The organism is Mycobacterium sp., from assembly GCF_049281135.1.
In the GTDB taxonomy this organism is placed as follows: Bacteria; Actinomycetota; Actinomycetes; order Mycobacteriales; family Mycobacteriaceae; genus Mycobacterium.
Genome location: NZ_JBAPRN010000457.1, coordinates 1 through 10,950 on the forward strand (window position 1 = coordinate 1; position 10,950 = coordinate 10,950).

12 protein-coding genes and 2 pseudogenes are annotated in these 10,950 nt (G+C 65.3%); 2 read left to right on the forward strand and 12 right to left on the reverse strand.

The features are described 5' to 3' along the window. Positions 1–37: 37 nt before the first annotated feature. Positions 38–1,441 carry an HNH endonuclease signature motif containing protein gene (locus WAN02_RS18500; RefSeq protein ID WP_422265701.1) on the reverse strand — a complete coding sequence of 468 codons (1,404 nt, stop codon included), beginning with the start codon at positions 1,439–1,441 and terminating at the stop codon, positions 38–40. Positions 1,442–1,484: 43 nt separating this feature from the next. Between WAN02_RS18500 and WAN02_RS18505 the strand changes: the two genes are divergently transcribed. Continuing rightward, positions 1,485–1,619 carry a hypothetical protein gene (locus WAN02_RS18505; protein ID WP_422265702.1) on the forward strand — a complete coding sequence of 45 codons (135 nt, stop codon included), beginning with the start codon at positions 1,485–1,487 and terminating at the stop codon, positions 1,617–1,619. Between the two features lie 49 nt (positions 1,620–1,668). Here WAN02_RS18505 and WAN02_RS18510 read toward each other — a convergent pair whose 3' ends face one another. From WAN02_RS18510 to WAN02_RS18545, 8 genes and pseudogenes are all read right to left on the reverse strand, one after another. Continuing rightward, entirely contained in the window at positions 1,669–1,866 is a 198-nt protein-coding gene (locus WAN02_RS18510; RefSeq protein WP_422265703.1) for a ferredoxin, read from the reverse strand. Between the two features lie 10 nt (positions 1,867–1,876). Next, positions 1,877–3,082 carry a cytochrome P450 gene (locus tag WAN02_RS18515; RefSeq protein ID WP_422265704.1) on the reverse strand — a complete coding sequence of 402 codons (1,206 nt, stop codon included), beginning with the start codon at positions 3,080–3,082 and terminating at the stop codon, positions 1,877–1,879. A 99-nt stretch (positions 3,083–3,181) separates the two neighbouring features. Next, positions 3,182–4,012: pseudogene (locus WAN02_RS18520) on the reverse strand (NAD(P)-dependent oxidoreductase); the annotation flags it as partial. After that, positions 3,982–4,800 carry an NAD(P)-dependent oxidoreductase gene (locus WAN02_RS18525; RefSeq protein ID WP_422265705.1) on the reverse strand — a complete coding sequence of 273 codons (819 nt, stop codon included), beginning with the start codon at positions 4,798–4,800 and terminating at the stop codon, positions 3,982–3,984. The pseudogene WAN02_RS18520 and the gene WAN02_RS18525, both read right to left, overlap by 31 nt. Then, complete coding sequence (locus WAN02_RS18530) at positions 4,800–5,693, reverse strand: alpha/beta hydrolase (protein WP_422265706.1); 894 nt, start codon at positions 5,691–5,693, stop codon at positions 4,800–4,802. The genes WAN02_RS18525 and WAN02_RS18530 overlap by 1 nt, the downstream gene beginning before the upstream one ends. Continuing rightward, the gene (locus WAN02_RS18535) at positions 5,694–7,337 is read right to left on the reverse strand and encodes a thiolase C-terminal domain-containing protein (RefSeq protein WP_422265707.1); all 1,644 of its coding nucleotides are present in this window, start codon (positions 7,335–7,337) and stop codon (positions 5,694–5,696) included. Next, positions 7,334–7,630, reverse strand: coding sequence for a ferredoxin (locus WAN02_RS18540; RefSeq protein WP_422265708.1), 297 nt, complete (start codon positions 7,628–7,630; stop codon positions 7,334–7,336). The genes WAN02_RS18535 and WAN02_RS18540 overlap by 4 nt, the downstream gene beginning before the upstream one ends. After that, entirely contained in the window at positions 7,627–8,934 is a 1,308-nt protein-coding gene (locus WAN02_RS18545) for an NADH-ubiquinone oxidoreductase-F iron-sulfur binding region domain-containing protein (RefSeq protein ID WP_422265709.1), read from the reverse strand. The genes WAN02_RS18540 and WAN02_RS18545 overlap by 4 nt, the downstream gene beginning before the upstream one ends. 36 nt (positions 8,935–8,970) lie before the next feature. On the opposite strand from WAN02_RS18545, the gene WAN02_RS18550 reads away from it, so the two are divergent. Beyond that, positions 8,971–9,444, forward strand: coding sequence for a hypothetical protein (locus WAN02_RS18550; protein WP_422265710.1), 474 nt, complete (start codon positions 8,971–8,973; stop codon positions 9,442–9,444). Positions 9,445–9,449: 5 nt separating this feature from the next. Here WAN02_RS18550 and WAN02_RS18555 read toward each other — a convergent pair whose 3' ends face one another. The 3 genes and pseudogenes from WAN02_RS18555 to WAN02_RS18565 form a co-directional block, all read right to left on the reverse strand. After that, positions 9,450–10,316 carry an alpha/beta fold hydrolase gene (locus WAN02_RS18555; protein WP_422265711.1) on the reverse strand — a complete coding sequence of 289 codons (867 nt, stop codon included), beginning with the start codon at positions 10,314–10,316 and terminating at the stop codon, positions 9,450–9,452. Between the two features lie 16 nt (positions 10,317–10,332). Further along, positions 10,333–10,734 carry a Rieske (2Fe-2S) protein gene (locus tag WAN02_RS18560; RefSeq protein ID WP_422265712.1) on the reverse strand — a complete coding sequence of 134 codons (402 nt, stop codon included), beginning with the start codon at positions 10,732–10,734 and terminating at the stop codon, positions 10,333–10,335. A gap of 1 nt (position 10,735) precedes the next feature. Beyond that, positions 10,736–10,950, reverse strand: a pseudogene (locus WAN02_RS18565) (amidohydrolase); the annotation flags it as partial.

A 10,950-nucleotide genomic window follows, 5' to 3' on the forward strand; every position in this document is an offset into this window, starting at 1 on the left:
GTGACCGCTTGATGGATTCTTAATGCCGCAACCTCGCCTAGAACGGCGGGGGATCGTCGTCGTCGGCGGGTGGTGCGAGGCCCGATGAGACCGTCTGGCGCGCCAGGTGATTGCGTTGTCGTTCGGCCGCAATGTAACGGGCCCGGTTTTGCGCGCGGGTGCGCTGGCGTCTTGGCATCATCGCGGCCCGGTCAGCAGAGCGTTTGTGGTAGCGCATCGGGTCAAGCGCGCCGGTCGGCACGCACAGCGTCGGGAACAGCAGGGCGCTGCCGGGGGTGGTGATGTACATCTGTCCGCTGGGTGAGGTCCAGATGACCGTGCCGTCGGCGAGTTGTTGGTCGCGCCAGTCCCAGAACGTTTTGAGAAGGTGATGGTGGCGGCATAGAGCTTTGAGATTGGATGCGTGGGTGGCCCCGCCGTCGGCGTGGGGGACGGTGTGGTCGAGGTCGCAGCGCGTAGCGGAATGGTCGCAGCCGGGGAATCGGCAGGTCAGGTCCCGGCAGCGGACGAAGTCGGCCAGTCTCCGCGACGGGGTGTAGCCGGATTCCGGTGGCAAGTCGGCGGGGTGGATCAGGGGCCGTGATTTGGCTGACCGCGCCAACTCAACGATCAACTCGGCGGGAACGAGCGCGTCGCTGCCGATCATCGAGCCTGGCATGCGCCCCGTGCCGTCAAGCGTCGCCTCGGTGGCGATGACATGGATTACTACGGGCGATGGCGCGCGCGATGCCGCGGCGTCGCAATGTCCTTGACCGCAGCGACAATTCAGCCGGTCTGCTCCCACGGCCAGCGCGCCCAGGGCATCGGCGCGGCGCTGTTTGCGGGTGCGCGGGTCGCCGGCACACACGGTGGCGGCCAACGCATCGAGGCGGGCGTCGATGGCGTGGGCGTCGGTAGTGACCAGGCGTCCGAACATCTCGGTCAACCCATCGGCATCGCCCCAGAACGAGACTTCGCGGTCGCCGCGGCGTTCCCGGCGACGGCGCACCGCATCCTGATCGGCGCGCGCCACGATCCGGTCGACGTGTCCGCCAAGCCGACCCTGGGTGATGCCCGTCCACCGCACAACCTTCTGTGCCAGTTCGGCATCCACGGCGGCCAGCACCTGCATGTCGGTGATCAAATCGGTGCGAAAGACGATCGTCTGAAACGTCCGGTAATCGATATCGCCGGCCACCATCAGCGCACCCACCCGCGGCAGCCGCAACCGCATCGCCCGCGCGTAGTCCAGGTAACTGTCCGCCAACCCGCGCGTGATGCCCAGCGCTGCCACTATCTCCGCGGTGATCGCGTCGTGGGTGTCGGTGCCCCAGGTCTCGCGTTCACCAAAATTTCTGAGCCACAACAGGTCTAGCTCGCCGATCACCGCCAACCGCTGCCCCGCGGCCCGGTTCTCGGCCCGCGCCGCCTCCCGTAGCCGCCGCATCGTCGACTCGAACATATGATCGATTATGGCAGAGGGCTCCGACAAGAAATCTCGGTCGATGCAGACTGACATCGAGGCGATGATCGCGCTGGCGCCTGCGACGGTCAACAATCCAGTGATGGTTGACCGGCGGTTCTTCAGTAACGACCACGGTCTGATTCAGCACCGGCCGGAGGCGCTGTGCCGCCTTTAAATTCGTTCAGTTCCGGTCGGTGACAGCTACACCGATCCTCAGCCAAGTGCTATTCGACGATCGAGATCGCCTGCCGCGGGCATTGCCGAACCGCCTCGAGCACCAGCGCTTCGTTTTCGGGCGTCACTTCGTCATGCAGCACGGTCAACGTGTCGTCATCCTCGAGCCGAAACACCTCGGGAATGACGCCCATGCAGACCCCGTTGCTTTCGCACAGGCCCCAGTCGACTTCGATCTTCTTCGTCACTCAGTCCACCTCATCGCAACACCTTCACCGGGACGTTCAACCAGCCCGCGACGTTCTGCATGGTGACGCGCCTGCAGCCGTCCCAATCCACCTCGTAGCGAGGCATGAAGTCCAGCAGCTTCTCCAGTGCGATACGGCTTTCCATCCGGGCCAGCGCCGCGCCGAGACAACTGTGAATCCCGTATCCCAGACCGAGATGCTGCGCCTCCGTCTGGTCGCGGTCGATCCTGAACTCCTCGGCGTCGGTGAAGGCTTCTGGGTCGCGGTTGGCGGCGGCGCCGATCAAAAACACCGGTTTGCGGGCGGGAATCGTTCCACCGCTGACCTGTGCCTCTTTCAAGGTCCAGCGGACGTTGTATTGCACCGGTCCTTCGTAGCGCAGCAGTTCCTCCACGGCGGCCGGCACCTTGCTGCGATCTGCTTTCAGCTTCTCCCACTGGTCCGGGTTGCGGGCGAAGATCACCGCTGCGTTGCCGACCAACTTGGTCACTGTTTCCGCACCGGCACCACCGAGCAGCGTTGCGAAACCGGTGATCTCGATGTCGTCGAGGTGCCGCAACGTGCCGTCTTCGCCCGGAATTTCGGCGGCGATCAGCCGACTGATCATGTCGTCCTGCGGATCCTCGCGGCGCTGCTGCACCAGGCCGTAGTAATACATCGCGGTGTCGATGTTGGCCTGCATGCCGGCTTCGCTGACCTCGATCTGTCCCGGTTCGCGGCTCAAGCTGGTGTCGATCCAGTGCCGCACCTGTTGGCGGTATTCCTCTGGCACGCCGGCCATCGTGGTGATGACCTCAACCGGGAACGGCCCAGAGAAGTCCTGCACGACGTCGAACCGCTCGGGATCGACCGCGGCGAGATACTTGTCGATCACTTCGTGGACTGTCGCTGTCTGCGATTGAATAGCCCGTGGGGTGAAGGCCTTATTGAGCAGGCTGCGCATGTGCCGGTGCTCCGGCGGATCCATGAAAATGATGGACCTCTGCTCCGGGGAGACGCCTTTTCGGACCATGGCCAGGTCGCAGCCACGTGCTGAGGAGTAGGTCTCATAATCTTTGAACGCCGCTGCCACGTCCTCGTGTCGGGTCAGCGCGTAGAAGTCTTCTTTTTCGTCGTAGTAGAGCGGAGCGTCCTCCCGCATTCGTCGATAGATGTCGAAAGGGTTGGTGAAGAACTCCTCGGAGAACGGATCAAAGACGACCTTGGGCTTTGTCATTTCACCTTCCTCACCGCTCAATGAGCGGCGTACAGCGTTACGACGGAATGCTCGACTGTAACGTTAACGGTAGCCGGTTCGTCGCGTGTCGAAAAGACCTCATCTGACCCTCGGAATTGCCACGTCGATGACGTCGTCGATTGTGCCGAGGTCGCTGCCCAGTTCCGCGGCGATGCGCCTGATCACCGCGACGTCTTTGCCGACGAATTCGCCTGCGGTTTCGATGAAGGACGACACGGATCCGCCGCCCGCGACGATGTCCAGCACACGGCTCGCCGCGCTCCCGTGCGGCAGAGCGGTGAGTAGCGCGGATTCCTCGACGCCCAGCCGCGCCGCGAATTCGACGGAGTTGGCCAGCAACCCGAGATGCGCGGCGAACAGCGCATTGTTGACCAGCTTCACCTTCTGGCCGGCTCCTAGTGGGCCGACACGCAGGATCGGGTCCGCGTAGCAGCTCAGCACGGGGCGGACTCGGGCCACCGTGCGTTCGGCGCCGCCGACAAACAGCGTCAGTTGACCGGCCGCTGCGTTGTGCGGGCCACCGCTGACCGGCGCATCCACCACGTCGATGTCATGCGGCGCGGCGCGTTCGGCGATGGTCTCGACGGTTCGGGGGCTGCCTGTTGTGTGCAGCACCAGAACCGAGCCGGACGGCATCGCTGCGATCAGGTCGTCGGTCACGCAGATTTCGTGCACCTGGTCGTCGGTGAACACGCAGATCACCACCACGTCGGCGGTGGCGCCCACCGCCGCGATCTCGTCGACCGCTTCAGCACCCAATTCCGCGATGGTTGAGCGCTTGTCGGCGGATCGACCGAGCACGCTGACGTCGTGACCGGCCGCGACAAGGCGGGCCACCATGGGACGGCCCATCCGTCCAGCGCCGACGAATCCGATTCTCACCGTGGGTGTTCCATGAGTGACAGCGTGGCATCGGCGGCGTCCAGCACAACCCCGCCGGCAGCGGTCACGGCGTCCGCGACGTCGGCGAGCAAGCGGACGTCCTTCTGCAGCAGTGCGCCGGCCAGGCCGGCGAGCCGCTCGAAACCGGCGGTGTCGCCGCCAAGAGCGTTGAGCGCGAAGCTGTTACCGCTACCGTGGGAGATGACGTCGCTGAGGCGGTCGGGCAAGACACCGAGCGCGTCGCCGAGTGCCAGCGTGGTGGCCGCCGTCCCCAGGTTGGCGGTGAACAGCACGTTGTTCAACAGCTTGGTGGTCTGCCCCGAGCCGAGATCGCCCAGGTGCACGATCGGGTCGGCGTAGCTTTCGAACACCGGACGACACCGTTCGACGACGTCGGGGTCGCCGCCGACCATTACCAGCAGACGGCCCTCGGCGACGGCCGGTGCGCCACCACTCACCGGCGCATCGATAACCGAGACACCTTGCGCAGCCGCTCTTTCCGCGAGTTCATGACATGTCTTGGGGTGTACGGTACTGTGCACGGCGATCACGCCGCCGGGCTTGAGCCCGGCCAACACTCCGTCGTCGCCGCTGGTGATCTCCTCGACGTCGGTGTCACCCACCACGCACAGGCAGACGAGATCGCTGGCGGCGGCGAGTTCGGCCGGCGATCCGGCGACCTTGGCGGCGGTGCCGGTGAACGGTTGCAGCGTGGCCGGGCGGCGCGCCCACAGCGACGTCGGGAACCCGGCTTCAATGACGCGTCCGGCCATCGGGCCGCCCTGGCTGCCCAGCCCAATGAACCCGACGCGCATCAGCCAGCCTCCAAACCGCTTTGCCCGCCGCGCGTTTGAGCGTTCACGCATTCGTCGGCGAACGACAGAACCGTCGAATGATAGACCGCGGCCGTGTGGCCGAGGCTGATGTTGTGGCCGGCATCGCTCTGTTCGTTGATGTGGAACCGCGGTGCGCCGGAAAACAGTGACGTGATCTCGGCCTGCGCCGGCGGATCGGACTGCCATACCTTCTCGTGCTCGGCGATGCTGAACTGCACCGGAACCCGCACGGTCGGGGCGAGGGCTGGAAAGTCTTGGCGGGCCCAGTTGGACACCATCTGATCCTCGTACGGTGGTGCGCCCGGATAAACCGTTGCACCGCCGAGAACTTCGGGCGGATACAATTCGGCCGGAGCCCACAACAGCTCGCGCAGGCCTGCTGGGCGGTGGTCCCGGGTGGCTGCTTTCAGGATCTCGCGCGCCGCGGGATGGTAGTGCCGCCCGGTGCCCGCCAGCTCCAAGCCGAGCAGATCGGTGCGCTGCTCGTCGGCGGCCATCCGCATCGCGAGTTCGCATCCGCCGGAATGGGCCATCAGGAAAAGCCCGGCACCGCGGGGTCTTTCGCCGAGAACCCGATCCACCGCGCCGTATGCGATCGCAACCCGTTGTTCGGGGCGGGCTACCGCCTCGGGGTAGGGGGCCGAGCTGCCATAGCCGGGCCGGTCGAGCGCGATCACGGTGTATCCGTGCGCCGCGCCGGCTCGCATTAGCGACGACTCCGGGTGGCCGGGACAATCGAAATACAGTGCGGTGGTTCCTCCGCCGTGAATAGCGACGATCACGGCTCGCGGGTCCGGCGCCTCGGCGACCAACGCGGACATCGGCACGCCGTCGACGATGACGAGCCTGGGCTGCGGAGTTATCGTCGCCATCTACTCAGCCCGCAGCAGCAGCACGCCGCTGGGCGTCAGCCCGCCGCTGCTGACCACTCCGACGCGCGCATCGGCGACCTGTCGCTCGCCGGCCTCGCCGCGCAGTTGCGTGATCGCTTCGTGCAGCAGACCCATGCCGTGGGTTCGGCCATGGGACAGCTGACCGCCGTGGGTGTTCAGCGGTAGCTGACCGTCACGGGCGATGTTCTTTCCGCCGTCCAGGAAGTCTTTCGCCTCGCCGATGCCGCAGAATCCGAGCGCTTCGATCCAGGACAAGCAGTTCATGGTGAACCCGTCGTACAGCTCGGCGACGTCGACGTCCGCGGGCTTCAGCGAGGTGCGCGACCACAGGTGGGCGGATTGACCTAGTACCTGAGGTTCGTGGGTCAATGTGCTTTGGTCCCAATCGATCCGCTCGATGATCTGGGTGCCGACCGCGTCGACGAACACCGGTGGTTTGGCGGTGTCGTGGGCGGCATCGACGGCCGACACGATCACCGCGATAGCGCCGTCGCAGGGCACGTCGCAGTCGTAGAGCCCGAACGGAGTGGTGATAGGACGCGCGTGCAGATAGTCGTCCATGGTCATCGGTGATCGGTACACCGCGGTCGGGTTCAGCTCGGCGTTGGCGCGCTGGTTCAATGCGATCCAGCCCAGTGTCTCTTTCGTCGTGCCGTAGCGGTGGAAGTGGCGTTGTGCGTTCTGCGCCAACGTATGTGCGGCCGAGGTTGCGCCGAACGGTAGCAGCCAGTCGGCGCGACGGCCTCCTGACGGAACGATCTTGCCCTGCTTCATCTGCTCGTTGAAGGTGGCCTCCCACAACGTCCGAAAGCAGAGCACATGCCGGGCCAGCCCGCCGGCGATGGCGAGCATTGCGGCGATCACCGAGCCGCCGGGGCCGAAAGTCTCGATGCCGCCGTTGTGCCATGTCGGCCGAATGCCAAGCGCGGCTTCCAAAGAGGTGACCCCGCCTTCGCCGAAGCCGCCCAGGTTGCCGCCGCCGGGGTAGGTCGACAAGCCGTCGATGTCGTCGATGGTCAGGCCGGCGTCGGCGATCGCGGCTTCGCAGGCCGCGATGGTCAGCGACAGCGGTGGCACCATCAACCGCCGCCCGATCTCCGACATGCCGATTCCGGTGAGCGCCACCTTGTCTTCGAATTTCTCCGGTGTCAGCATCGGCCGCACGAACTCTCCGAACCGCTCCGGTGCGATCTCGTCGATCGGCAGCGCCGCGGATTCTGCGTCCTCGACGAGACGGAACAGCGGCAGCCAGACGTCCTCGTCCTGCTCGAAGACGACCTCCACCTGCTGGCCCAATTCAAGTTCTTCGGGATCGCAGTCGATGATGTTGGTGGTCAGTCGAACTCGCGGGTCCTCGGCGATGGCGACCTGGGCGACGACGTAGGGGGCGGGTAAGCCCGGCACGCTGAAGCGATGGTTGACGGTGAATCCGGCCAACGTGGCGCGGCCCGAGACCGCCCGCACATTCAGGTTGTGCGAGCGGCAGTATCGGCACACCGGTGCCGGTGGATGGATGAGGGCGGTGCAATCTCCGCATTCCTGCAGACGTAGCTTTCCGTCGGCGCCCGAGGTCCAGAAGAACTCGTTGTCGATCGTGATCAACGGAAGCGGACGTCCGGTCAACGGGTGAACCCCCACTCGGCTTCGTTGTCTTCGGTTTTGAGACTTTCGGCCGCATCGTCGGCGCCGACCGACCTCTCATGGGGCTCGGCATCGCGGTGCTCGCCCCACTCGGTGATCGCGTGCACCGGGCAATCCAGCAGCGCCCGAATCACGGCGTCGTGATCGCCTGCGGCGACTTCGCCGTTGCCTTCCAGCGATGCGTACCCCCAGTCGTCGAGGGAGAAGTACTCCGGCGCGTGCTTGGCGCACACACCGAAGCCGTCGCATACCGTGCGGTCCAGACGGATTCTCAAACCTGGCTCACCGCCTCTACCTGGTAGGGGCGTTCGGCCGTGAACGCGCCGAGTCGGCAGGTCTGGCAACCATTGTCGAGATGGCTCTGGACGAAGTCGGGGAACTTCGCCAACAGGCTCGCGGCAACGTTGGTCGCGGCGTCAAGCGTCGCGCAGGCACCGCGGCCACGAAGCACCACAGACCAGCGGCGTAATCGGGCCAGGTCCTCCTCGGTCGCGGCGCCGTCGCGCAGTGCCCCGGCCACCGCGGCCATCGCCGCGGTCCCGTTGAAGCAGGAGCCGCATTGCCCGGCGTTTTCGCGGTCGAAGTAGGCCAACACCGACGCGGCAACCGCGAGCGGACATTCATCGGTGATCACCGCGATCGCACCGTTGCCCAGGCCGCTTCCGAGTCCCCGCAGGGTCTCGTGATCCAACGTGGCGTCGAGCACACCGCGATCGAGCAGGCCAGCGAAGTAACCGCCCATCAGCACACCTTGCACTTGATCGGGCGAAACACCGTGCAGAGCAAGCAGTTCTGGGAACGGCAGGCCGTGCGGAATCTCATAAAGGCCGGGCGCGCGGCCGGCCCCGGTGACCGTGACCAGGAAGCTGCCGGGCGACTGCGACGTGCCCAGCGAGCGAAACTCGGCTGACCCGTGGCATTGCAGGTAGGGCAGGCTGGCCAGTGTTTCCACGTTGCTCACCAGCGTGGGGAGTCCGCTGACACCCTCCTGAAAAGGCCGCGGCGGCTTGTCGCTCGGCTTGACCGGACCGCCGTTCAGCGCGCGAACGGCCGCGGTTTCTTCGCCGGCGACGTATCCCGGCTCGACGCTCCAGACTTCAACTGCGACACCGTCGAAGACCTTCGCCCCAAGCTCGGCCAGTGCGGCTTCCACACTGCGCGCAGACTCTGGGTCGGACACATAGACATAGGTGCGGCCGGCGCCCACCATCGCGGCGGCAAGTCGCAGCCCGTCGAGGATCAGATGTGGCCGGTGCCGCAGCAACCACCTGTCCTTGATCGAAGCCGGTTCGCCCTCTTCGCCGTTGGCCACAACGACAGCCCCACCGGCGGCGAGCCCATTGTCGCGTACCGCGCGTATCTTGACCGAGAGCGGAAAGCCGGCCCCGCCGCGGCCGAGGAGCCCGCTGGACTCGACCTCGGCGACTAGTTGGTCAGCTCCGGCGAGCGGCTGGTATCCGCCGAGCTGCCGGTATGCGGCAAGGTCTTCGCGGCCCTGGCCAGTGTGTCCGCTCAGCAGCCTTGGCGTGAAGCCGGGCGAGGAGCCGATGGCGATGGCTGGCGCGGCGCTGGTCTCCATCAGCTGACTCCTGACGCCACAGTTAGGCTTGCGCACATGCGAACCGCGGTCGTGCGGGTCAATGTCGACCCAGACAACACGCTAGCGCCCACACAGCTAACAGAGGGCATGGCGGTGCTCCTCGATCGTGTCGGTCGCGTGGGTGGCGATGTTCTTGTCAAGGATCTCGGGGCCATGCCTGCCGGTCGCCGCGAGGTGGAGCTGCTGATCACCTGCGATGATGTTGACGCGGCCAAGCAGGCGGCTATTGACCTGTGCACCAACGCCTTTGCGACCGCCCCGGTTCCCGGTGTGGTCACCTTCGTCAGCCGGGGAACCGATGATGACGCGCACGGCGTGCTGTCCGGCTTCGGACTCACCGGCGAAATTGTCCGGATGCCCGGCGACGACGGCTACGACATCGTGCAGGTGACGCTGCGTGAAGCCGATCTCGAGCGCATTCCGGAGAGCCGTATTCATACGGCGTTGGAGGCATCCTTGAACTGTGAGGTGCACATTCGCACGGTGTAGATCCATCAGCGCCCCAGGAACTCCAGGATCGCCGGTGCCGCCTGCACCCAGGTGTCAAACATGTTGAAGTGCTTCACTTTGCCCTGGGCGCGTGCCTCGGAGGCGCGTTCCCAGGCATCCTCCGGCCAGGGCGGGTCGATCAGCTTGGATCCCTTGATCAGACAGCTGACTTCCAGCGACGTCCGCTTGGGGTGATCCATGTCGTTCTCGCCGCCACGAATGATCAAGGTGGGAACCTGGATTCGGTCGAACATCTCGTCGGGCACACCGGGAATGGTCTGTCCGGGCTTGGACACAAAAGCGTTCAGCCAGCGCAGCATGACCTTGAGGAACTCGTCTTTGTCGAACTCGAGGATCCGCTGCTTGTTAGCTGAGTTTTCGTCGATGCGCTCACGCCATTCGGTCACCTGGGCCACGCCGTCCATTCCGGTGCCGCGCACCGCGAGAATGCTCGGGATGATGTAGAAGGACCCGAGCACGAAGGATCCGTATATGCCGCCCACAATGTTCCACACCACGAGCTTTTCGACGAGTTCGGGGTAGAGCATGGTGGTCAGCATGGAATCCCTTGCCCCACCGGAGCCGCCGGCGAGGATGCACCGCTCGAAGCCCAGCCCCGTCACCAGCTTGTGCAGGGTCTCGGCGCGCATGTGTGACTCGCTCTGCCCGTAGAACTGGACGTCGGAGGCGCCGCAATTCGGCCGGTCCCACAGCAGCACCCGATAGCCGCCGGCGACCACAGCCTCGGCCAGCGGCCGCAGGCCCGGGATCTCCTTGCTGAACCGGCCGCCCGGCGTCATGGCAATGAGATCGCCTGAGTCACCGAGGATTTCATAGACAACATTGCCGCCATTGATCTCCATTAAAGGCACGCGATTCTCCCGTTGTTTAGGCCATTACCAGGACGTCGTTGCCGACGATTCGCACCGGGTAGGTGCGGATGCTCCATTCCGGCTTGACCGTGGTGGTGCCAGTCGCCAGCTCGAAACCCCATTGGTGCCAAGGGCAGTAGATGTATTCCTGATCCCGCACCATGACCGCGTCACCGGGCGCGGTCTCGTCCACGACGGTGCGTCCTCGCGCGCGTCCCGAGCACAGCGGACCGCCCTGGTGTGGGCAGTAATTCGCGATCGCGTAGAAGGTGCCGTTGACGTTGTAGACGCCCACACCGTGTCGTCCTATCGGTACCAGCTTGTGCTTGCCCGAAGGGATCTCGTCGACTGTGGCGACAACGTGCTCGCGACCCTGAGCCAAGCGGGGCTGAGGCCGCTCGGCGATTTCCTCCGGCAACTCAGAGCACCCGGACTTGACCTTCGAGGACGGGAACCGTCTCCGGAAGGTGGTACGTCGCGATGCCGTTCTTGTACATCACCGCGTCCCGGGCGTACTTGGGCAGATGCTTGACCAGCCAGCGCGGGTCATCGAAGGTCCAGTGCGGATAGTCCGACGAGAACAGCAGGATCTTCTCGCACTCCATCCACTCCAGAGTGCGAGTCAGCTCGGTCT

What these genes read in the sequence shown, in the direction of transcription:
- WAN02_RS18500 (WP_422265701.1), bottom strand. Translation starts at nt 1,441, where the DNA reads ATGTTCGAGTCGACGATGCGGCGGCTACGGGAGGCGGCGCGGGCCGAG.
- WAN02_RS18505 (WP_422265702.1), top strand. Translation starts at nt 1,485, where the DNA reads ATGCAGACTGACATCGAGGCGATGATCGCGCTGGCGCCTGCGACGGTC.
- WAN02_RS18515 (WP_422265704.1), bottom strand. Translation starts at nt 3,082, where the DNA reads ATGACAAAGCCCAAGGTCGTCTTTGATCCGTTCTCCGAGGAGTTCTTC.
- WAN02_RS18525 (WP_422265705.1), bottom strand. Translation starts at nt 4,800, where the DNA reads ATGCGCGTCGGGTTCATTGGGCTGGGCAGCCAGGGCGGCCCGATGGCC.
- WAN02_RS18530 (WP_422265706.1), bottom strand. Translation starts at nt 5,693, where the DNA reads ATGGCGACGATAACTCCGCAGCCCAGGCTCGTCATCGTCGACGGCGTG.
- WAN02_RS18545 (WP_422265709.1), bottom strand. Translation starts at nt 8,934, where the DNA reads ATGGAGACCAGCGCCGCGCCAGCCATCGCCATCGGCTCCTCGCCCGGC.
- WAN02_RS18550 (WP_422265710.1), top strand. Translation starts at nt 8,971, where the DNA reads ATGCGAACCGCGGTCGTGCGGGTCAATGTCGACCCAGACAACACGCTA.